Raw genomic sequence first — 20,188 nt, 5'->3', positions numbered from 1 at the left:
GAAAGGGCTATCTTAAAAAGCTTTCCACAGCCGGCAAAGATTATTTTACTGCCTGCAGTTAGCGTCGATATTTGTCAATACCGATTTGGATTTGTTTGTAACATATTGATTTTAAAAGAAAAAGCGATATTGGTTAAATTTTCTTCACAATAAGGTTACAACGGAAACATGGGGGCTGGCGGCGTTTTCCCGTTGGTTGCTCACAGACATATCCACAGTTTCTGTGGATTGTGAATAAAAAAACCCGGCAAAAGCCGGGTTTTGTGCTACTCGGGGAGGTGAGACCGGCGAAATGAATCAGCGAAAGCGCATTTCGACCCGACGGTTCTGTGCGCGGCCGGCGTCTGTTGCATTGCTGGCCACCGGTTGGGTCTCGCCATAGCCCCGTGCGCTGATGCGGTTCGCGTCAATACCGCCGCGCACCAGATAGCTGCGGACCGACTCGGCGCGCTGGCGGGACAGGCGCATGTTGTAGGCGTCGTTACCCTGGCTGTCGGTATGGCCGGCAACCTCTACCTGACTGTCGGGCTGGCTGCGCAGGGACTGCACCACCCGGTTCAGTGACATTTCTGCCGCCGGCGTCAGTTTGGCGGAATTGAATTCAAACTGGATGTTTTCCAGGGTGATGGTCTGCTCCGCCACCACGCAGCCGTTCTCATCCACTTCGGCGCCGGGCAGGGTATCCGGGCAGCGGTCATTGCGGTCGAGTACGCCGTCGCCATCGCTGTCGGTATTGATGATTTCGGGCTGTTCGTCGACGGGTTCTTTCGGCGGTTCGGCGTACACGGGGGTCGCCACTGGCGGGCAGCTCAGGGGGATACTGAGGCCTATGCCGAATTGCCAGTCGTCCATGTCATCGGCGAAGTAGTCGCGCAGGTAGCGGATTTCGGCGCGTACTTTCAGTCCGTGTGGGCCTATTCCACCACTGGTGATGCCCGCGGCAAGGTTCACAAAGGCGTTGGTGTCGTCTTCCCCGGCGAAATAGGAGCTATCCGTGTAATTGTTATTGGACACGCCGACGCCGCCCAGCAGATAGGGGGAGTAGCCGTTGCGGCCGCTAAAACTGTACACCATGTCAAAGCCGAGGCCGGACAGTTCGGTATCGCCACTGGGGGGGATGAAAGAGGGATCCACATCCGTAACCGGGAAGGTGAAATCGAGATAGTCTCCGCTTTCCAGCTGGGTCCCGAACAGTTGAACCTCGGAGAACCAGTTGCCGCCCCAGCCCCAGCCGTAGGCGCCGCGTAGCCCCCAGGCCTGGCGCTCGGTGCCGCGGTCCTCGTCAACCCGGGTCAGGAAGGGCATGACGTCGACATGGCGGTCTTCCTGTGCAATCACCTGGCTGCTGGTGGCGAGGGTTGCAAGGAGGGTAACCCCCAGAGATTTGGTCAGTCGCATAGATGGCATCCTTGGCTTTATTGTTTCCGCCCGAAAGTCATCCCCAACGGGAACTTTATTCTCAATAGGGCGATACGCTCGGCAAATTTATAGTGACTAGTTAGAAAGAAACGTTACTGGGTACTGTTTAGTTGATCTTCGCGACTTTTCCAGCTGACGCGCGAATTATTGGCGCTAATTGGCACCAAGTGCGGCGATCGGGGGGAATTTCGGCAGTTGCAATTGAGTAGCGGAGGCTTTCGTGCGGGACTGCCGGCGGCGGGAAAAGCTAGAGCTGGTTGCGAAAACAGATCAGGGCTGCGGTCACCGCCACGTTCAGGCTCTCGACGTCGTTCTGCATGGGAATGCGCAGGCGGTGAGTACAGGCCCGGGTTACCTCGTCACTGACGCCCTGGGTTTCATTGCCGAGAACAAAGATATGCGCCTGGCTGTCATCGATGTCGCGCAGAGTGTCACTGGCGTGTGATGAAAGCGCGCTGACCTGGGCGCCACTGGCAGCGAATTTCTCCAGTACCGGGGCCAGCCTGTCGCAGCGCAGTATCCGGGTGCGGAACAGGGTACCGACGCTGGCCTTGATCACCAGTGGATCAATCTGCGCGCAGCCCTTGCGTGGCAGGATGATGCCGTCGATACCGCCGGCGCAGGCAGACCGGATGATCATGCCCAGGTTCTGCGGGTTGGTAATGCCGTCCAGGGCCAGCAGTTGGAAATTGGCGGCGGGCGGTTGTTGCAGAAAACTTTCCGCGTTGCCGTAGTGGGGCAGGGCCAGGTCCAGGGCGACACCCTGGTCCTGGCGCGCGTTTTTTGAAATGCGCGACAGGGCCTTGCGATCGCAGTAGGCAACTTCTATTCCGCGCTCGGCGGCGAGGGATTCGATGCGGCTGATCAGCTGGTCTTTGCGGTTGCTGTCGGCGAGATGCAGTTTGTGCACCGGTAGGCTCGCATCCTCCAGTGCTTCCAGTACCGGCTTGCGCCCATAAATCGTCAGCAGACTGTCAAAAAAAGCGCGTTTGCGCAGGTATTCGGGGGAGTCGTGGGAGTCGGTCACTGTGCCTGTTCTCGTAAAATACTTTCCAGTTGCCGGACCTGCTTCTCATCCAGCCCGGATTTCTTTGCCAGCTCCACTCCCGCCTGGCCCAGGGTGCGGTAGCTATTCAGGATTTTTTCATCCACTTGCGCCAGCGCGTGCAGCTGGCGTGCAACCGTCTCCCCATCGCCGCGGGCGATGGGCCCGGTGAGCGCCCTGGCAGGGCCCAGGGCAAAATTATTGCGCACCGTCTGGGTCACGATGGGTTCGAGTAATTTGCGTGCGCTGGATTCTGCAATACCGGCGGCGGCAAATACCTTCAGGCTCTGATCGAGCAGTACCGTCAGGTAATTGCACGCCATCACCGAACCCGTGTGATACAGCACTTTTTGTTGCGGGTTGAGGGTGAGCAGTTCGCAACCCACTGCGGAAAATGCGCGACCGAGCAATGCCCGCCCCTCGTCGTCACCTTCAAGCGTAACGGTACTGCCGGCAAACGCCTCCAGGGAGTGCTGGGGCTCGGCAAAACTGTGTACCGGATGGGCACTGGCCAGGGTGGCGGGGCGGCAGGGCTCCAGCACGGAAGCGGGCAGCGCGCCGCTGCAGTGGAACACCAGCGGTCGCTGACCGTCGAGGCGCCGGGCCAGCAATAGCGCGGTGGCGGCAATATCGGCATCGCCGGTCGCAATCAGCCAGCAGTCGGCGTCCGGAAGGTCTGCGATGTGGCCGCAGATTTTGCCGGCACCGATAAACTCCCGCGCCGACGCCGTGGACTCGTTACTGCGGTTGCAGAGGCCGGCGATGGTAAAGACACCTCGCTCGGACCACAGCCGCGCGAGGGTCCTGCCGAGCCTGCCGGCGCCGATGATATTCAGTGTCGGGGCTGCAGCCTGCAATTACTTGCCTGCCAGACAGTTGACGTAGGCGTTGACCGCATCCGACAGGCCCATACTGATGGCGTCCACGGTCAATGCGTGGCCGATGGACACTTCCTGTAGCCCGGGCAGGGTGCGGTAGCGGCGCAGGTTGATCAGGTTGAGATCGTGGCCGGCGTTGATCCCGAGCCCCAGGGTGATGGCGTGCTCCGCCGCCGCGCAATGGCTGGCGAAAACCGTTTCCGCGTCCGGGCTCTGATGCAGTACCGCTTCGGCGTAGGGGCCGGTATAGAGTTCGATGCGGTCCGCGCCCGCTTCCCGCGCGCGGGTGATTTGCTCGATGTCCGGGTCCATAAACAGGCTGACGCGAATGCCGGCGTCTTTCAATGCGCGGATAATGGGCTCCAGGCGGCTGCCGTCGCGACTCAGGTCAAAGCCGTGATCCGAGGTCAGCTGGTCGTTACTGTCCGGAACCAGGGTGCATTGCTGTGGGCGGGTTTCCTGCACCAGTGGCAACAACCCGGGATAGCTGCCCATGGGGCCGGCAAATGGATTGCCTTCCACATTGAATTCCACCTTGCGGGTGGCGCACAGCTGGGCCAGGTCGCGCACATCGCCCGGGCGGATATGGCGCTGGTCCGGGCGCGGGTGCACGGTAATACCCTCTGCGCCGGCGTCCAGGCAGGTGCGGCCGTGGGCCACGACATCCGGGTAGTTGCCCTCGCGGGAATTGCGAATCAGGGCAATCTTGTTCAGGTTGACGCTCAATGCGATCACTGGCCTGCGCCTCCGGTATCTGTGGATTTACGTCTGGCTTTCAGTATACGCACTGCGGCATTGGGTGCGTCGGGGAAGGACTTGAACTGGCCCCTGGGTTCGGCGGCAATCTGCTGTACCACGCTCATCCCCAGCAATACCTTGCCGAACACCGTATAGCCGGCTTTTCCAGTGCCGCCGTCGAGGCGGCTGTTGTCTACCAGGTTGATAAAAAACTGCGAGGTCGCACTGTTGGGGTCGTCGGTGCGCGCCATGGCGATGGTGCCGCGCTCATTGGACAGGCCGTTGTCGGATTCATTTTTGATCGGGGCGCGGGTGGGCTTTTCCTGGAAATCGAAGGTATAGCCGCCGCCCTGGGCCATAAAGCCGGGGATGACGCGGTGAAAGATGGTGCCATCGTAGAAGCCGCTGTCCACATAGGCGAGAAAGTTTTCCACGGTAACCGGGGCCTTGTCTGCAAAAAGAACCAGTTCAATGCTGCCCAGGTCCGTTTCCAGAACCACGCGGGGATTGTTGGTAATGGCGCTCGCGGTGAGGGAAAAAGTCAGCAGCAGGGCGGAGCAAAGAATGCCCAGTGCGTTTCTGAGCGTCCCCCGGAGGAATCGATTGCTGTGAGCAGCGCGAAATGCAGCGCTACGTGCAGAGTGGATCTTGGTATTTTTCATGGGTTTTCCCTGGCCGGCACAAATTCTGTTGTGCACCTGTCTGATAACAAAAGAGCCCGGTCATTGACCGGGCTCTTATCGCCGGTCTGGAAATTCTAACCGGCTGGCAACTGTCGGGGAAAGACTTGTCTGGTGATCAGTTGGCCCATTCGGAGTGGCGCTTGCGCGGGCGGAAGTGCGGAGCGGCCATTGCGATGATTGCACCGATCAGCACGGAAAGGGCACCGTACATATACCACTTCTGGGTTTCGCTGCCGCTGAGACGCTGGATTTCCGCCTCGCTCATGGCCTGCTTCTGCTTCAGCAGCTCGTGCTGATTGAGCAGCTTCTGGTGGCGCTGATTGAGGGCGACCGCGTCGGCAGACAGGGACTTGAGCTCTTTCAGTTCCCGGGACAGTTGCGTTGCGCGCTCCTGCTCGGACTTGAGGGCTGTGGTGAGTTTGCCGTTTTCCTCTTCAAGGCGGCGAACTTCCCCGCCCAGGTTGCCCTGCAGGCTTTCGATATGGCGCAGTCGCTCCTCGGCCTTTTCCAGTTTGATTTTTGCGACCGGTTCGCTCTCCAGGTACTGGCGCCTTACCCAGCCTTCTTCGCCGCCCGGGGTGCGCACCTGGGCCCACCCGGTATCCGGGGAATCCTGTAGCAGGGTGAGTTTGGTACCGCTGGGCAGGCCGCGGTGCAGGATGCGGAACTCATTGCCCTGGCCCGAGCGCATCGGCACGTGCAGCTCGTCGGTGATGTAGCGGTCGGAGCTGATTGCCTGGCTGTGTGCAGCAGAGAATAGCAGTGCGGCGGCGGAAACGGTGGTAAGCAGTTTTTTCATCGATAGGTAAAACATTCGCTGGTGCGTATTTTTATACTGTTGTTCGGAAGGGTTCAGGGTAAAACCAGTTTGAAAGGCTTTACGGTTACGGAGGCATAGACACCGGCTTCCACATAAGGGTCCGCGTCGGCCCATGTTTTTGCCTCTTCCAGGCTGGGGAACTCCGCCACTACCAGGCTGCCGCTGAAACCGGCTTCGCCCGGGTCTTCGCTGTCGATTGCCGGGTTGGGGCCGGCAATCAGCAGGCGCCCCTGGTCCTTGAGTGCGTTCAGGCGCTCGATATGGGCGGGGCGCGCACCTTTGCGCAGTGGAAGGCTGTTTGCAACGTCCTGGCTGATGATGGCGTACCACATGGTCGGTCGTTCAATCCTTAGTCTTATTTAGAGGGTGGCTCAGCGCGTTTATTGCTGAACCATGATTTCTTCCAGCTTCAGGCCGGTCAGTTTGCCAATGCGGCGAAACAGGAATACCAGCACCAGCATCAGGATGATGGTGGCGGGCAGGGCGATCACCGGGAAGCTAAGGGCTGTCATTTTGCCCAGTTCCTCGTTGAAGGCCTCGGTCCCCGGAGGGCTTTTCAGCAGCACTTCGGCGAGGAGGTAGTTCAGCGCGGACGACACAAAAAATGAACCGGCAATCATCCACGAGGCGTGCTGTAACGTGCGCTCGAACAGGCCGGTATTGCCGCGGGTTTCCAGCGCGCGGGCAATTTTTGCGGTGTCGAGGATGCGCTCGTTGTAGATCAGCGTGCGCACCAGCGGCCAGCGGGTGCGCAGCGAGGCGATGGTGGCAATCCCCAGCAGGCCGGGAATGGCGGCTTCCTTGATCGCGATGTATTTGGCTTCCAGCTCCAGCAGGCTCATGCCGCCGGTGAGCAGGATACTGATGACACCCAGGGCGGAAAAGAAGTTGACCTTGCCGGAGCGCTTGAGGTCGCGCAGCCCGTATATCACCGGGAACGAAAGTGCCACCACAATGGCCCACTTGGTGCCCAGCCAGTCGTCGCCGGACAGCTTGGTGAGAATCAGGGTGGGGATAACGATATTGAGCAGCAGGTTGCCCAGCAGGCTTTCCTTGTGTGGCTTCTGCGACTGTGCCGCCTGTGCGTCGCTCGGCAGGTCTGTGCTGGTAGTTGAGTTCTGTCTGGTATCGGTCATGGCCTGTTCCGGTGATAATGCCCGCTGGCTGACACAACAGCTGTCAGCGGCGAAAATGAACCCCCGCGCGCGGGGCCTTATCCCTGAAACCTTGTGTCGACGAACGGGCGCCGAGTTGTGCCTGGATCCTGTGAACGGATTGCTCTGAGACCATCGGTATCGGCAAATGTTCACCGGGCAATGTAAGAAAGTAGCCCGAAGATTCCATCTTGCGTGGCGCGCTGCGGTGATCCTGAACAAACCTGGTTGCCAGAATGAATTTAGCAATGAATCCAGTCCCGGTAGGGCGCGAGGCCCTGACTGAAAACACGCTGGCCGGTCAGATTGACCTGCACTGCCACAGCGCGGCTTCGGACGGTATTTTAAGCCCTACAGCGCTGGTGTCGAGGGCGAAATCCCACGGTGTGACTGTGCTGGCGGTCACAGATCACGACACCGTTCAGGGGCTGCAGGAGGCATCTGAGGCGGCTTTGGCGCAGGGGGTGGTGTTGGTACCGGGTATCGAATTGACCGCCCGCTGGGGAGCGCGAGTGGTGCATGTGGTCGGATTGAACTTTGACCGGCAATCCACGGCAATTCTCAAGGCCATCGCGCAGCGGGATCTGTTGCGCCAGGAGCGCGCCGAGCGCATTGCGCAGAAGCTCGAAAAGCGCGGATTCGCAGGCGCCCTGGCCGGCGCCCGGGCGCTGGCGGGTGACGGGGTGATCGGGCGCCCGCATTTTGCCCGCTGGCTGGTAGAGGCCGGTCACGTGGAGGATACGGCGCGGGCGTTCAAGCGCTACCTGGGTGCCGGCAAGGCCGGTGACGTGGCTGTGGACTGGCCGCACCTCGCGGATACCGTGGCCAGCATTGCCGCCGCGGGCGGTACCGCAGTGCTGGCGCACCCGCTCAAGTACGGCCTGACCCGCACCAGGCTGCAGAGCCTGTTGCTGGATTTTGCCGTTGCCGGAGGGCAGGGGGTGGAGGTGGTATGCGGGCAGCAGAACCCGGTGCAGACCCGGGAAATTCTCGCGCTGCTGGCGCGGCTTGCAGAGCAGGGGCTCCCCCTCGCGGCCTCCCTGGGCAGCGACTTTCACCAGCCGGACCAGCCCTGGCGGGAACTGGGTGGGGTACACCTGCCGGCGGGCGTCGAGCCGGTGTGGAATCTGTGGCAAACTGGCGCCCATAAACCAAGTCATCAGGCGGTAAACAGGGAGTAGGCAGTGGCGCAGTTTTTCCAGATTCATCCAGAAAACCCCCAGGCTCGGCTGGTCAATCAGGCCGCAGACATCGTCGCCTCCGGCGGAGTGATCGTGTTGCCCACCGACTCCGCCTACTCGCTCGGCTGCCGGCTGGGAGAGAAGCTGGCGCTGGAGCGGGTGCGGGCGATCCGCCAGCTGGACAAGGACCACAACTTCACTCTGATGTGCCGGGACCTGTCGGAGCTGGCAAGTTACGCCAAGGTGGACAACCAGATGTTCCGCCTGCTGAAGAACCACACCCCCGGGCCCTATACCTTCATCATGCCCGGCACCTCGGAAGTGCCGCGGCGGCTGCTGCACCCCAGGCGCAAGACCATCGGCCTGCGGGTGCCGGACAACGCCATTGTGCAGGCGCTGATCGAGGCCCTCGGGGAGCCGCTGATGACCTGTAGCCTGATCATGCCCGGGGACGACCAGCCGCTGACCGATCCCTACGATATTCGCGACACCCTGGAACACCAGGTGGAACTGGTGATCGATGGCGGTTTCTGCGGCCTCGAAGCCACCACGGTAGTGGACCTGACCGGCGATGAACCGGTACTGGTGCGTCAGGGATGTGGCTCGATTGATGAAATTATCGGCTGACACTGATGTATAATCGCCCGTTTGGTTTTGCCGAAGGACTGCAGTGTGTCCAGTGAAGAATTAGAAGAGGTGGTGGTCGACCAGGCGTCGGCGAGCCCCGCGTCAGCCGACGACGACGGCGAATCCGTCGCCGGGGTTGGCCCTGACCAGCGGGAGCCCGAAACCCCTGGGGCCACAGAAGCTACCTCCGCGGAAGCAGCGTCCGGTCTCGAGGGCGGCGCCGAGGCCGCCCTGCACGGGCCGCCGCGCCAGGGGGAGATGCCATTTGCCATGGTAGAGGGCAAGGCCTTTACCGACCTGCCCGCCGATCTGTACATCCCGCCAGACGCGCTGGAAGTGATCCTGGAGGCCTTCGAAGGGCCGCTGGACCTGTTGCTGTACCTGATTCGCCGGCAGAACCTGGACATTCTCGAGATCAACGTCGCCGATATCACGCGCCAGTACATGGCGTACGTGGAAATGATGACGTCGATGCGCTTTGAGCTGGCGGCGGAATACCTGGTGATGGCGGCGATGCTGGCGGAGATCAAATCCCGCATGCTGTTGCCGCGTCCGCCAGAGGCGGAAGAGGAAGAGGGGGAAGACCCCCGCGCAGCCCTGATCCGCAGGCTGCAGGAATACGAGCGCTTCAAGACCGCCGCGGAAGATATCGACGAGCTGCCGCGGGTGGGGCGGGATATCCACCAGGCCAGCGCCACCGGCCCGGACCGCAAACTGACGCGGCCGGACCCGGAAGTGGACCTGAAAGAGGTTCTGGTTGCGCTGGCGGATGTACTGCGCCGTGCGGACATGTTCGAAAGCCACCAGGTGGAGCGGGAAAAGCTCTCCACCCGGGAGCGCATGACCCAGGTCCTGGACAGAATTCGCCACCGCCAGTTTGTGCCGTTTGTCAGCCTGTTCCAGGCGGAAGAGGGACGCCTGGGGGTAGTTGTGACCTTCCTGGCAGTAATGGAGCTGGTCAAGGAGTCCCTGGTGGAGCTGGTGCAAAACGAAGCCTTCGGTCCCATCCACGTGCGTGCCCGCAGCGAATCCCGGGAAGGCACCGGGGAAGGCACCGAGGAAGCGGGCAGCGAATGGGATGAGGTCGAGGACCCCGATGGCGGCCGGGGTGGGGACGGCGATGCCGAAGACGGCCTTTTCGCCGAGCCGGAACCCGAACACGAGGGTACAGCCGCGGAAGCTGACGAGCGCTCTGAAGAACTGTCAGATGTGCAGTCTGAAGAGAGCCTCGAAGAACAACGTGCAGGGGAACCTGAAGAAAAGCCGCTGGAGCAAGCGGAAGACACTGCTGACCCCGAACAGGAATTTATCGCTGAAGACGCCGAACAAACACCGGCGCTCAGTTAACCATCGAGTGATTGTGCTGAAATGAGTATTGCCCCGGAATTACTGCGCCGGATTGTAGAGGGTGCGCTGCTTGCCGCGGCCCAGCCCCTGACCGAAGACAAGCTGCTGTCGCTGATCGACGAAGGCGAGCGGCCGGAAAAGACCGAACTGAGAAAGGTGCTGGAAGAGATCGCCGAGAGCTGCAGCGACCGCGGTTTCGAACTGCGGCAGGTGGCCAGCGGCTGGCGCTTCCAGGTGCCGGAAGACCTGGCGCCCTGGATCAACAAGATGTGGGAAGAGAAACCGCAGAAATACTCCCGTGCCACCCTGGAAACCCTGGCCATCATTGCCTATCGCCAGCCGATTACCCGCGGCGATATCGAGGAAATTCGCGGTGTCGCGGTGAGCTCCCATATCGTCAAAAGCCTGTCCGAGCGGGGCTGGATCAAGGTGGTGGGCCAGCGGGATGTGCCGGGCAAACCGTCACTTTACGCCACCACCCGGGAATTTCTCGATTACTTTAACCTGAAGAGCCTGGAAGACCTGCCGACCCTGGCGGAGATTCGCGATATCGACAGTCTCAATGCCGCGCTGGATCTGGGTGAGGGCAGCGGCGGTGAGACTGCCACAGCAGCGGATGATGTGGAGCAGGCGCCCGCAGGTGAGGACGCGCAGCCCGAAGCGGAAGGCGCGGAAGACGTTGCAGCCGCCGATGACAGTGAAAGCGCTGCCGCGGAATCCGAGCCTGCCGGCGAGGAAAATGCATCAGAACTGCAGGTGGAAGACTACCCTGAAGCAGAGCAGGCCACCGAGCCGGCGCCGGAAGCGCTGGCCGACGAAGCCCTGGAAGTTGCCGACGAAGAGGCATCCAACACGCCGGAAACCCACAACACATGAGCAATGATGCAGCGCCGGTAGGCGAAAAACTGCAGAAAGTCCTGGCCCGGGCTGGGCTGGGATCGCGCCGGGAAATGGAACGCGCCATCGAAGCAGGCCGGGTGACCGTCAATGGACAGGTAGCCGGCCTTGGCGAGCGCGTCACCGAAGAAGACACCATCCAAATGGACGGCAAGCCCCTGCCGTCCGGCGAGGAAAAGCGCCTGCGGGTGATCCTGTACAACAAGCCGATTGGTGAGATCTGTTCCCGCCACGACCCGGAAGGCCGCCCCACGGTATACGACCGCTTGCCGCGCTTGAGCAGCGGCCGCTGGATCTCTGTGGGCCGGCTCGATTTCAATACCAGCGGACTGCTGTTGTTCACCAACAGCGGTGAGCTGGCAAACAAACTGATGCATCCTTCCTCGGTGATCGATCGCGAGTACCTGGTGCGAATCCAGGGCCAGGTTGACGATGATATGAAAAAACGCCTGACCACCGGTGTGTTGCTGGAGGACGGAGAGGCGCGTTTTACCGATATCGTCGAAAGTGGTGGTGAAGGCACCAACCGCTGGTTCTACTGTGTGGTGATGGAAGGGCGCAACCGCGAAGTGCGCCGCCTGTGGGAGTCCCAGGGCGTGCGGGTAAGCCGCCTGAAGCGGGTGCGTTACGGCAGTGTGTTTATCCCCTCCCACGTGCGCGTGGGGCAGTGGATCGAGATGGAGCCCAGGGAAATCGATGATCTCTGCATCACCGCCGGCCTGCCCAAACTGGGACAGCGCCCGCTGACTCAGGCGGAAAAGGAAACCCTGCAGCGGCAGCGTCGCAAGCTGCGCAAGTCGCCGGGGCAGGGACAGCAGCGCAAGCCCACGCGGCGCTCGAACAACTAGCGCTGCGGGTAACGACAAAGTAAGTGGGACAAAAAAAGGTGGCCAGTGGCCACCTTTTTTCGTTGTGTCCAATTCGGGCTCTATGGCTGCTCCTGCAGCTCTTGCTCCTGGAAGTCCTCCAGGGCATCGCCGTCGTCGCCCATGTTTTCTGTTTCGTCCTCGTCGATGATCTCGCTTTCCATGCCCGGGTCCACTTCCTCCGGTTCGATGGTGCCCGGGTCGCTCTCGGGTTCGGCCTGCGGTTGTGGCGCCGGTTCGCCTGTCGGCGCTGAAGCCGGTTCGCTAGTGGGCACTGCGGCAGCCTCCTTTTCCACCACCGATTTCAGTTTCTCCAGCCCCTGCTCATAGGAACTGCCGACCATTTTCGACACCATCAGCCCCATCCAGCGGCCAATGGGGCCGCCGCCCATTTCGGAGGAGAAAGACCAGGTCACGTTGCTGCCGCTGCCCTGGGGGACCAGCTTGAATTCTGCCTGGGCCTTGCCCTGGGCGCCGAAATCCAGCTCGGTGGCGACCCGCGAGTAGGGTTCACTGGCGGTGATAGTCTGGGAGCCATTGCCGACCTTGGGATCATCGCTGGTCCAGCTCATGGTGGCGCCGACACCTTCGGTAAAACCGCTGTAGCTGTACTCGGTTTGCGGGTCGATCTGGTACCAGGGGGACCACTTGTTGAAGTTGCGGAAGTTATTCACGTAGGGGAATACCACTTCCGGGGGCTCTGCGATGTAAACGCTGCGCTCGGTAGTCGCAACCCGGGGAAAGAGATAGCCGGCGAGTACCAGCAGGGCGAGAAAAATCAGGATGTAAAGTAACCAGCGCATGGCAGATTCCCCCAAAAATTATCGGTCGACTTTCCACTGTTCGCGCCGGTCCCCGGGCTTGTGGTGAGGGGGCGGCGCCAGGCTATACAACATACTCGAGTGTAATGGCTGGCGGGCGGCAGCGCTACAGAGGGGATTGCGGAAGTAGAGTGTGTGTGTGGTGGGGGCGATAGCGGTAAGGCGCTGGCCAGGCACGGAAAGACGCGCTGGCGGTCAGCGCTCAGAAGGTGTCGTCGAGTAACGGGAGCTCGATGCTCACGCAGAGGCCCGCGTGGGAGGTATTGAAGGCTTCGATTTTGCCGCCGTGTTGCACGATAGAGCGCTGGGCAATGGCGAGTCCGAGCCCGAAGCCGCCACTCTCCCGGGTGCGGGCTTCATCGGTGCGGTAGAACGGGCGGAATATGGCTTCCAGTTCTTCCTCGGGCACCCCGTTGCCGGCGTCGGTGACGCGGATCTGGCAGCGGGAGTTTTCCGAGGTGATGCTGATATCCACCTGACCGTGCGCGGGACTGTATTTGATACTGTTGCGGAGTATGTTTTCCAGCGCAGCGGTAAGCGAACTGCCGCGGGTGGCGACCAGCAGCTCGTGCTCGTCGCTGCGCAGGGAAAAGCCCACCTGCTTTTGCCGCGCTTCGTCCCGCAGGTCTTCCGTCAGTGCCTCCATCAGGCTGTTGATCTCCACCACGTCATCCAGCGGTCGACTGTCGCTGCTGCTGACCGGCAGCGACAGAATATCGGCAATGATGTCTTCCAGGTAGTCGGCAGCCTTGCCGATCTTGTCCAGTTCCGGATCCAGTGCCTGCACGTTCTTTTGCCGGGCAATGCCCAGCGCCACCTGCAGCCGCGCCAGGGGCGAGCGCAGCTCGTGTGAGACATCCTTGATCAGGCGGCGCTGCTCGCTCATGGAGGCCTGCAATTGCGCGGTCATGGAGTCGAAGTCTGCGGCGAGGTCGCCCAGCTCCCGGCTGTGGCCGCGCAGGGTCGGGGTTACCCGGTAACTGAGGTCGCCGGCGGCGACCCGGCGGGTCGCGGTGCGCAAGTTGTCCAGGGGTTTGCTCAAGTAGCGCGCCAGCCAGTAGCACGCCAGCCCCGAGGCCAGGGTTGCGAGCACCAGGATCGGCCAGAAATTGTCCAGCACAAACCGCAGCAGCAGTTCCTCCTTGCTCTTGCCTGCCACGAACACCACACGCAGGCTGCCGCCGTCCCGCTGCGGCACGAAAAAGCCCACCGTCGGCTTTTTGTCCACCAGGGCGTGGGCCTCGCGATTGCGGTAACTGAGGGAGTTGATTAGTGGCGCCATGGAGGCGGGAATGGGGCGCCCGAGCAGTTCCAGGCCGTCGCGATCGAGGGCGAAGATGCGCTTCTGCACCCGCTCCGGGCGCTGTTCCAGCCAGTGCCGGAAGTGATCCGAACCGTGCCGGCGCGTCATGCGCAGGTTGTGGGTGATCTCGCGGAACAGTTCCGGGCCCTCCCAGCGGTCCTTTTGCCGCGGGTCGCCAAACTCCCGGAAGTGAGTGATATAGACCGCCGCCAGCACCATGACCACCGCAGTGAGCCAGGCGCCGAAGAACATGCGGCCAAACAGACTGCTCATGGCTTATCCCTGGCCCTGGGTGAGCATGTATCCGGCACCGCGGATATTGATGATCAGTTCGCGACTGGCGCCCTGTTCGGCGAGCTTTTTCCGGATATTGCTCACGTGTACGTCGATGGAGCGGTCGTAGGGCATCAGCTTGCGCCCCAGCGCCTTTTCCGTGAGCACTTCCTTGCTTACTACCTCGCCGGCATTTTCCACCAGTACCTTGAGCACCGAGAATTCCGCGCCGGTGAGATTGACCGGCTCGCCGGACCAGAAGCACTGGTGCTCTTTCGGCATCAGCTGGATCTGGCCACTGCTCAGGTTGCCATCGGCAGTGGCTACTTCACTGCGCCCGCGGCGCAACACCGCGCGCAGGCGCGCGGCCAGTTCCCGGGGGTTACAGGGCTTGGGCAGGTAGTCGTCGGCGCCCATTTCCAGGCCTACAATACGGTCCACCGTGTCCCCCTTGGCGGTCAGCATCAGCACCGGTAAAGAGCGGCCGGGGGTGCCGGATTCCTCACGCAGCTTGCGCAACACGTCGAAGCCGCTGTGCACCGGCAGCATTACATCCAGCACCAGCGCGTCAAAGTTTTCCTGACGCGCCAACTCCAGACCCCGCCCGCCATCGTTGGCCACGGTAACTTCAAAGCCTTCACCGACCAGGAACTCCTGGAGCAGTTCGGTCAATTCGGTGTCGTCATCTACCAGCAGGATATGGCTCATGCGTGACTCTGTTCCTGTTGTGTGTTGCTCGGGCTGCATTATATGCACAGCCAGGGATTCCCCGATGGCGTGACCGGGAGTGTTTTACCGTTCTTAACAAATGTTTACCGCGGTTAGCCCCTGTTTACACAGGGCCAGCCTAATATGCACCTACCGAAACGAAATGCATCAGCCAACAGGCCTCGCGATCTAGCGGTCGACAGGCGTCAACCAAAGAGGAAACTCCGATGATTAAATGGAAAGCACTGGCGGGCAGCGCCATTCTGAGTAGTGCCCTGATTGCTCCGGGTATGGTGATGGCCTCCCCGGGCGGTGACCACGGGCACGGTCATCACAAGGAGCGTATGTTCGAGCACCTGGCGGAAAAACTCGACCTGACCGAAGGCCAGAAGGCACAGTTGAAGGCCAATCGCGAAGCCAACCGCGAAGCCCGCAAGGCGGACCGGGATGAACTCCACGCGGTACGCCAGCAACTGAAAGATGCCATTGAGTCTGGCGCGGACCAGGCCACCCTGGACACATTGGGGGCCAAGCTGGGCCATATGGAAGTGGCCAGGATGCAGCGCATGCACGATAAGTGGGTGCAGTTCGAATCCATCCTCACCGACGAGCAGAAGGCCAAGCTCAAGGAGATGAAAGCCGAGCGCAAGGCCCACCACAAAGAGCGTATGAAACGCTGGCAGGAGCGCGATCAGTAAGTCTCAAGGTAAGTCTCAAGGCAAGTCTCAACGGATCGGGCGCAGAGCCTGGCTTCCGCTACCAGTCCCCGGTCCGGGTACCCGGTTTGCGGGTTTGCCCGGCCAGTCACCCCTTCGGCCTCTTCAGGTCCACCGGCGCTTACCCCAACAGCTGGTGGACTTTCCCTCACGCCCCCGGTACCGGGGGCTTTTTTGTATCCGCCTGCAGCCCCTATTTGCCTCCAGTGCTTGCTGGCATCTCCTATTGTTGGGAAAATGCCCGCCGCTCCGGAGTGAGATGTATCCCCGGAATCGCAGCTTGAGGAGAGAAAGTGAGCAAGATCGGCCTGTTTTACGGCAGTGACGAAGGCAATACCGAAGGCGTCGCGCAGCGCATAGCTGCCCGCCTGGGCGAAGACCGCGTGGATATCCACGATATCGCGGATGTGACCCAGCTCGAAATCGCCGATTACGACCAGCTGATCTTCGGAATCCCCACCTGGGATTTCGGCCAGATCCAGTCCGACTGGGAAGACTTCTGGGAAGATGTTCAGGAAATTGATTTCACCGGCAAGACCGTAGCGCTGTTCGGCCTCGGCGACCAGTTTGGTTACGGTGACTATTTCCTCGATGCCATGGGCATGCTGCACGATGTGATTGTTGCCAACGGCGCGGCTATTGTTGGCCACTGGTCCACCGATGGGTACGAATTCGAGGCCTCCAAGGCGGAGATTGAAGGACAGGGGCTGTTCGTAGGTCTGGCCATTGACGAGGATCAGCAGGAAGAACTGACTTGCGGGCGCCTTAACCTCTGGTGCAAGCAGCTCGCCCGGGAGCTTGACCTCGAGGGTGGGGAAGACAGTGTCGTTGAGCTCGAGGATTGAGGCTGATATGACCGGTTCCCTCACGCTCAAGGATTTCTGGACCTGGCTGGCCGAACACACCAGTTGCATTCTGCGTGTGGGTACGCCGGAATCTATCCTGTACGACGATGACGACTACCACTGGCGCTTTACCCAGGAAAACCCCAGCACGCTGCTGGTTCAGCTGGTACGCGGCAAGCGCCTGGTTGGCGAGGTGTTCGTGGAGCCGGAACTGGTGAGCAATGTGCGCATTACTCCGGGAGAAAAAGAAGAGGTCATCTTTGACCTGATGTCGGAAGTCGAAGGTGAGGAGCAGGTGCTCTATTATTTCGTGATGGCGCACGGTTACGATGTGAGCGAGGCCCCGCAGCCGGTGGTGCGCCACGGCCGCCTGCACTGATTACTCTCGCCGAGACTTCGGCAATAAAAAACGGGCTTTTTTAGCCCGTTTTTTTATTTTACGGCTCGCAATCGGCTGTTTATCGCTCGGCGGAGCCTACCCCGATATGCGTGTCAAAAAACGACAGCAGCTGGGTGTACAGCTCGAGGTTGTTTTCCTCGCTATAGAACCCGTGCCCCTCGGTTGGCGCAATCAGTGATTGCACCGATTTACTGTCCTCGCCCACCTTTTCCAGTAGTGCTTCCGCATGAGAGACCGGTGCGCGCTCGTCTTTTTCACCGTGTATGATAAACAGCGGTAGATTCAGTGCATCGGTGTGATAAAGCGGTGAATTCTCTTTGAGTTCCGTCTCGCTCTCACCAATGGTCTTGGTCAGATATGCCACGCCCCGATTCCGGCGGGGCACGTCGCCCTCTTTGTATAGCAGCTCTAAATCGTACACACCGGCGTAACCAGCCGCGCACTGGTAGAGGTCCGGATAGCGGATGGGGTTCATCATGGCCGAATAGCCACCGAAACTGGCGCCGTAGATGCAGATACGGTTTTTATCGGCGTAGCCTTGATCGACTGCCCACTGTACCGCTTCTGCGATATCCCGCTGAATATTCCCACCCCACTGGCGCTCGCCCGCCGCCAGGAAGCCATCCCCGTAACCTGTAGAGCCGCGAAAATTCACCTGCAACACCAGATATCCGTTCTGTGACAGTATCTGCGCGTCGCGATCAAAGCCCCAGTAGTCTCTCGCATGCGGCCCGCCGTGAGGCATGACGATCATGGGTAGTTTTCTTTCCTGACCTTTGGGGAAGGTGAGGTAGGTGCCGATACGCAGCCCGTCAGAGGATTCGAAAGCCTCGGCGCGCATCGGGTTCAGGGTGGCCGGGTCCAGCCAGTCCGCGGAGGAAGTCAGAAAGTCGACTTGTTTGTTTTCCAGGTTGACCAGGAAGTAATCCCCCGGGAGCCGGTCCCCGGATACTTTGAGTACGCCGAGCTTTCCATCGCGGGTAAAACTGGTGAAGCGGGTATGGTAGCCCTCAAATGCCTGCCGCAGGCCGCGATAGAAGGAAATAAAACTTTGGTCTTCGGCGAAAAACTCCGCGGTTGGGTAATCCGGATTCAGATACACCCCGAGTGGCTTGTTGGTATTTGGGTGTGTCAGTAGTCCGCTGATATCGGTGATGGCGTGCTGGAAAACCCTGCGCCCGGATTGATTTTCCCGGTTCCAGGCGATCAGGGACTCCGTCTCGCCAGGCTCTTCCTTGATCAGGTAAATTTCCCCGGTGCTGCGGTCGTAGCCGGCGGGGTAGGCTTTCTCCAGAAGAGGGTGATCTGTCAGTTCCCAGCCATTGTCACTTTTGCGGTACAGCTCGTAGTCATTTTCTGTGTTCGTGCCATTGGCAAAGATCAGATTCCCGTAGCCATCGGTAAATGCTCTGCCGTCCATCTGCGGCAATCCGACGACTTCTTTGCGTACGCCGGTATAGATATTCAGCCGGAATACGTCCCCGTGTGCTTCGCCCTGTCGCGCCCAGGGACGGGTCGATATCAGAATTTCGTCTTTATTGTCAGTCAGCTTGTCGATAATCGTGGCGTGGGCGTAGGTCGCTTTGGCTTTTTGAATCCGGCTGCCGGTCTGGGTTTGGCCGGCCGCGTAGCCGAAAATATTCAGGTTGCGCGTACCATCGGCATTGATCGCATACAGCGAGCCGTAATTGACCGGTGTTTCCAGTGCGTCTCTGCGCGAAATGATTTCCGCTACAACCCGATCGTCGTTGGCCCAGATGAAATTGCCCACCTCTTCATCACCGCGAAACTGGATGGTTCCCGTGATTTTCCTGGTGTCCAACGCGCGGATTACCAGCACTCGCTCCCCCTTGTACAGGCGCTTGATGGCAATGTGCGATCCGCTGGGAGAAATTTTGACCTGCTCGACCTCGACGTGTCGAATCAGATCACTCAGTGGGACAGCGGCAGAAGCCGCGCTGGAGAAGGCCGCGAGCAAGAAAAAAATGAAGGTGAGGGAGGTTGGAATGGTATGGCGCATGAAAAATCCCTGTACTGCGAAATGTAGCCAGAGCCCGCTGGCAGCATCACTACCGGCGAGCGCTCCTACCACATTCAACGATAGATCATACGTCGATTGTGTGATCTATCTCACAAAAAGTCCGGTCAGTATTTCTCGATACATATCCTTCACTAGGTCCAGATCATCGGCCTTCACACACTCGTCCACTTTGTGAATGGTGGCGTTGACCGGGCCCAGCTCCACCACCTGGGCGCCGGTGGGGGCGATAAAGCGCCCGTCGGAAGTGCCGCCGGCGGTGGAAAGCTCGGTTTCACGGCCGGACACTTTTTTGATGGCCTTCTGGGCGGACTCTACCAGGGGGCCTGCGGCAGTGAGGAAGGGCTGGCCGGAGAGGTTGAAGTTGGCTTCGTATTTGAGGCCGTGCTTGTCGAGGATGGCGCGCGCGCGCTGCTCCAGGTCCTCGGCGGTGGTCTCGGTGGAGAAGCGCCAGTTGCACACCACTTTGACTTCGCCGGGAATTACATTGGTGGCGCCGGTGCCACCGTTGATATTGGATACCTGAAAGCTGGTGGCGGGGAAGAAGTCGTTGCCGTTGTCCCACTCTTCCGCTGCCAGTTCGGCCAGTGCCGGGGCGAGTTTGTGTACCGGGTTTTCCGCCAGGTGCGGGTAGGCCACGTGGCCCTGGATGCCGAATACGGTCAGCTCCAGTCCCAGTGAGCCGCGGCGGCCGTTCTTGATTATATCGCCGGCGAGGGCGGTGCTGGAGGGTTCGCCGACCAGGCACCAGTCGATTTTCTCGCCCTTTGCTTCGAGCCACTCCATTACCTTGACGGTACCGTGTTTTGCCGGACCTTCTTCGTCGCTGGTGATGAGCAGGGCGATGCGACCTTTGTGGTTGGGGTGGGCGGCGACAAACTCTTCGCAGGCGACGACCATGGCGGCCAGGGAGCCTTTCATGTCGGCGGCGCCGCGGCCGTAGAGCATGCCGTCTACGATTTGCGGTTCGAAGGGCGGGTATTGCCAGTTTTCTTCGGGGCCAGTGGGGACCACGTCGGTGTGGCCGGCGAAGGCAAACAGCGGGCCTTCCTCGCCGCGCACGGTCCAGAAGTTGTCGGTATCGCCGAAACGCAGGTGTTCGGTTTTGAAGCCGATTTTTTCCAGGCGTTCGAGCATCAGATCCATGCACCCTGCGTCTTCAGGGGTTACGGATTTTTTGCTGATGAGGTCACAGGTGAGTTTTATTGTCGGGGTCATGGGGTGTCTTCTAGCTCCGTGGTATTGGGAGCACTGTTCCTGTTTTGAGGCGGCCCGGCTGGCGGTGACTCCTTGCGAGACACGGACTAGGCGTCCCCCCTCAACCCATCCATGGGGGCTCTTCCGCGAGGTCCTTCTCGCGGACAAAGCGTTCGCTTTGGACGCCGAAGGCGCCCGCAGGGTGAGCGAAGCGAATCAACGTCCCGCAAGG

General features: G+C 60.5%; 20 protein-coding genes and 1 pseudogene. 8 read left to right on the top strand and 13 right to left on the bottom strand.

Features of this window, described 5'->3' with window-relative positions:
* Positions 1 to 297 precede the first annotated feature (297 nt).
* From QZ511_RS04510 to QZ511_RS04475, 8 genes are all read right to left on the bottom strand, one after another.
* On the bottom strand, positions 298 to 1,398 hold the full coding sequence (locus QZ511_RS04510; protein ID WP_295799584.1) for an OmpA family protein: 1,101 nt from the start codon (positions 1,396 to 1,398) through the stop codon (positions 298 to 300).
* A gap of 268 nt (positions 1,399 to 1,666) precedes the next feature.
* Complete coding sequence (locus tag QZ511_RS04505) at positions 1,667 to 2,446, bottom strand: RNA methyltransferase (RefSeq protein ID WP_295799582.1); 780 nt, start codon at positions 2,444 to 2,446, stop codon at positions 1,667 to 1,669.
* Complete coding sequence (locus QZ511_RS04500) at positions 2,443 to 3,321, bottom strand: Rossmann-like and DUF2520 domain-containing protein (RefSeq protein WP_295799579.1); 879 nt, start codon at positions 3,319 to 3,321, stop codon at positions 2,443 to 2,445. Before QZ511_RS04500 ends, QZ511_RS04505 begins: the two co-directional genes overlap by 4 nt.
* Complete coding sequence (locus QZ511_RS04495) at positions 3,322 to 4,077, bottom strand: pyridoxine 5'-phosphate synthase (RefSeq protein ID WP_295799576.1); 756 nt, start codon at positions 4,075 to 4,077, stop codon at positions 3,322 to 3,324.
* Complete coding sequence (locus tag QZ511_RS04490; protein ID WP_295799573.1) at positions 4,074 to 4,742, bottom strand: peptidylprolyl isomerase; 669 nt, start codon at positions 4,740 to 4,742, stop codon at positions 4,074 to 4,076. Before QZ511_RS04490 ends, QZ511_RS04495 begins: the two co-directional genes overlap by 4 nt.
* Before the next feature lie 136 nt (positions 4,743 to 4,878).
* Positions 4,879 to 5,562: a TIGR04211 family SH3 domain-containing protein gene (locus tag QZ511_RS04485; RefSeq protein WP_295799571.1), complete on the bottom strand. Its 684-nt coding sequence runs from the start codon at positions 5,560 to 5,562 to the stop codon at positions 4,879 to 4,881.
* 53 nt (positions 5,563 to 5,615) lie between these two features.
* On the bottom strand, positions 5,616 to 5,915 hold the full coding sequence (locus QZ511_RS04480; RefSeq protein ID WP_295799568.1) for a YciI family protein: 300 nt from the start codon (positions 5,913 to 5,915) through the stop codon (positions 5,616 to 5,618).
* Between the two features lie 48 nt (positions 5,916 to 5,963).
* The gene (locus tag QZ511_RS04475; RefSeq protein ID WP_295799564.1) at positions 5,964 to 6,719 is read right to left on the bottom strand and encodes a VC0807 family protein; all 756 of its coding nucleotides are present in this window, start codon (positions 6,717 to 6,719) and stop codon (positions 5,964 to 5,966) included.
* Positions 6,720 to 6,985: 266 nt separating this feature from the next.
* Between QZ511_RS04475 and QZ511_RS04470 the strand changes: the two genes are divergently transcribed.
* The 5 genes and pseudogenes from QZ511_RS04470 (at position 6,986) to rluB (ending at position 11,637) form a co-directional block, all read left to right on the top strand.
* Complete coding sequence (locus QZ511_RS04470) at positions 6,986 to 7,918, top strand: PHP domain-containing protein (protein WP_295799562.1); 933 nt, start codon at positions 6,986 to 6,988, stop codon at positions 7,916 to 7,918.
* Positions 7,919 to 7,921: 3 nt separating this feature from the next.
* Positions 7,922 to 8,545, top strand: a complete 624-nt coding sequence (locus tag QZ511_RS04465; RefSeq protein WP_295799559.1) for an L-threonylcarbamoyladenylate synthase — start codon at positions 7,922 to 7,924, stop codon at positions 8,543 to 8,545.
* Positions 8,546 to 8,590: 45 nt separating this feature from the next.
* Positions 8,591 to 9,574 (top strand): annotated as a pseudogene (locus QZ511_RS04460) (ScpA family protein); the annotation flags it as partial.
* Positions 9,575 to 9,913: 339 nt separating this feature from the next.
* Complete coding sequence (scpB, locus tag QZ511_RS04455) at positions 9,914 to 10,768, top strand: SMC-Scp complex subunit ScpB (RefSeq protein ID WP_295799556.1); 855 nt, start codon at positions 9,914 to 9,916, stop codon at positions 10,766 to 10,768.
* Positions 10,765 to 11,637, top strand: coding sequence for a 23S rRNA pseudouridine(2605) synthase RluB (gene rluB, locus QZ511_RS04450; protein WP_295799553.1), 873 nt, complete (start codon positions 10,765 to 10,767; stop codon positions 11,635 to 11,637). Before scpB ends, rluB begins: the two co-directional genes overlap by 4 nt.
* 80 nt (positions 11,638 to 11,717) lie before the next feature.
* On the opposite strand, the gene QZ511_RS04445 is transcribed toward rluB, so the two are convergent.
* The 3 genes from QZ511_RS04445 to QZ511_RS04435 form a co-directional block, all read right to left on the bottom strand.
* Positions 11,718 to 12,458 carry an SRPBCC family protein gene (locus tag QZ511_RS04445; protein WP_295799550.1) on the bottom strand — a complete coding sequence of 247 codons (741 nt, stop codon included), beginning with the start codon at positions 12,456 to 12,458 and terminating at the stop codon, positions 11,718 to 11,720.
* A gap of 220 nt (positions 12,459 to 12,678) precedes the next feature.
* Complete coding sequence (locus tag QZ511_RS04440; RefSeq protein WP_295799547.1) at positions 12,679 to 14,052, bottom strand: ATP-binding protein; 1,374 nt, start codon at positions 14,050 to 14,052, stop codon at positions 12,679 to 12,681.
* Between the two features lie 3 nt (positions 14,053 to 14,055).
* Complete coding sequence (locus tag QZ511_RS04435; protein ID WP_295799545.1) at positions 14,056 to 14,760, bottom strand: response regulator transcription factor; 705 nt, start codon at positions 14,758 to 14,760, stop codon at positions 14,056 to 14,058.
* A 227-nt stretch (positions 14,761 to 14,987) separates the two neighbouring features.
* On the opposite strand from QZ511_RS04435, the gene QZ511_RS04430 reads away from it, so the two are divergent.
* The 3 genes from QZ511_RS04430 (at position 14,988) to QZ511_RS04420 (ending at position 16,700) form a co-directional block, all read left to right on the top strand.
* On the top strand, positions 14,988 to 15,458 hold the full coding sequence (locus QZ511_RS04430; RefSeq protein WP_295799541.1) for a Spy/CpxP family protein refolding chaperone: 471 nt from the start codon (positions 14,988 to 14,990) through the stop codon (positions 15,456 to 15,458).
* A 311-nt stretch (positions 15,459 to 15,769) separates the two neighbouring features.
* On the top strand, positions 15,770 to 16,321 hold the full coding sequence (locus QZ511_RS04425) for a flavodoxin (RefSeq protein WP_295799538.1): 552 nt from the start codon (positions 15,770 to 15,772) through the stop codon (positions 16,319 to 16,321).
* A 7-nt stretch (positions 16,322 to 16,328) separates the two neighbouring features.
* Positions 16,329 to 16,700 (top strand): hypothetical protein, encoded by a 372-nt coding sequence (locus tag QZ511_RS04420; protein ID WP_295799536.1) that lies wholly within the window; start codon positions 16,329 to 16,331, stop codon positions 16,698 to 16,700.
* Between the two features lie 79 nt (positions 16,701 to 16,779).
* On the opposite strand, the gene QZ511_RS04415 is transcribed toward QZ511_RS04420, so the two are convergent.
* Both QZ511_RS04415 and dapE read right to left on the bottom strand, forming a co-directional pair.
* Positions 16,780 to 18,741, bottom strand: coding sequence for a prolyl oligopeptidase family serine peptidase (locus QZ511_RS04415; RefSeq protein ID WP_295799533.1), 1,962 nt, complete (start codon positions 18,739 to 18,741; stop codon positions 16,780 to 16,782).
* A gap of 105 nt (positions 18,742 to 18,846) precedes the next feature.
* Positions 18,847 to 19,977 carry a succinyl-diaminopimelate desuccinylase gene (dapE, locus tag QZ511_RS04410; RefSeq protein ID WP_295799530.1) on the bottom strand — a complete coding sequence of 377 codons (1,131 nt, stop codon included), beginning with the start codon at positions 19,975 to 19,977 and terminating at the stop codon, positions 18,847 to 18,849.
* Positions 19,978 to 20,188: the final 211 nt, after the last annotated feature.

This window comes from uncultured Microbulbifer sp. (assembly GCF_913055755.1).
Lineage (GTDB): Bacteria > Pseudomonadota > Gammaproteobacteria > Pseudomonadales > Cellvibrionaceae > Microbulbifer.
The sequence above is the reverse complement of the archived record's forward strand: the minus strand, read 5'-3'. Positions and strand labels throughout refer to the sequence as shown.